Source organism: Streptomyces daliensis (assembly GCF_054782395.1).
Window position 1 is genome coordinate 929 of the sequence record NZ_BAAGSO010000096.1, and the last position, 1,344, is coordinate 2,272.

General features: G+C 67.2%; 1 protein-coding gene. It reads right to left on the reverse strand.

What is annotated here, in order from left to right; translation table 11 throughout:
- Positions 1–1,330, reverse strand: a 1,330-nt coding sequence (locus tag ACYVOO_RS25950) for a non-ribosomal peptide synthetase (protein WP_461018122.1), incomplete at its 3' end; no start/stop codon positions are given.
- Between the last annotated feature and the right edge of the window lie 14 nt (positions 1,331–1,344).

The window sequence follows — 1,344 nt, forward strand, 5'->3', positions numbered from 1 at the left end:
GAACCAGTGCGGTGCCTGCCGCACGTGCCAACCCGGCCGCCAGACCAGCGGGCGTCGGGTCCTCGAACAGCGTCCTGATCTTGACTTCCGCAGCCAGCCGACCACGGATCCGCGACAGCAACCGGATCGCCAGCAGCGAATGCCCGCCCAGCTCGAAGAAGCTGTCCTCGACACCCACCGACTCCACCCGCAGCACTTCCGCGAAGATCTCGCAGAGCACAGCCTCCGTCTCATTCACCGGCGCCCGACCAACACCACCACCCAGCTCCTCAGGAACAGGCAGCGCCTTACGATCCAGCTTCCCGCTGGCCGTCAACGGCAACTCCGGCAACGAGACAACCACCGCCGGAACCATATGGTCGGGCAGCCGCGCCCCGACGAACTCCCGCAGGCCATCGAGCTCGCCCCCGTCCGCCGCGACGACGTAAGCGACCAAGCGCTTGTCGCCCGGGATGTCCTCACGGGCGATCACTACGGCCTGCGTCACCTCCGGGTGGGCCAGCAGGACGGCTTCGACCTCACCGGGTTCAATACGGAACCCGCGTATCTTCACCTGCTCATCCGCACGGCCGACGAACACCAACTGCCCATCGGACGCCCACTTCACCAGGTCCCCGGTCCGGTACATCCGCTCCCCGGAACCCGGGCCGAAGGGGCACGCCAGGAACCGCTCACCCGTCAGCCCCGGACGGCCCACATACCCACGCGCCAGACCCGCACCGGCGACATACAGCTCACCGGTCACCCCGACCGGCACCGGCTGGAGGGTGCCGTCCAGGACGTACATGCGGGTGTTGGCAATCGGGGCACCGACCGGCACCACCCCACCAGCCACCAACTCCGGGGTCAGCTCGACGGTCGCGACACCGATGGTCGTCTCCGTCGGACCGTAATGATTGAACACCCGCCGACCCCCACCAGCAGCCGCCTCCACCAGCTCCCGCACCCACCCAGGACTGGCAGCCTCACCGCCCAACACCACTGACCGTGCGGGAAGCAGCTGCTCGATACCCGCCACGGACGTCAACGCCCGCAGATGCGACGGCACCACCTTCAACGCGTCGATGTTCTGCTCAGCCACATACTCCGCCACGGTCTGCGGATCGGTGACCGACTCCTCATCCAGCACATGCAACTCACCGCCCGTGGCCAGGCTGGAGAACACCACCGTGTTGCCCAGATCCGTCACCTGCGCCTGCAACAGCGCATACCTCGCCCCCGCCTCGTTCCAGCCCAACCGCTCAGACACCGACGACACATAATTCGCCAACGCCCCATGCGTGACCGCCACACCCTTCGGCACCCCCGTCGAACCCGACGTATAGATCACATACGCCAACCCCG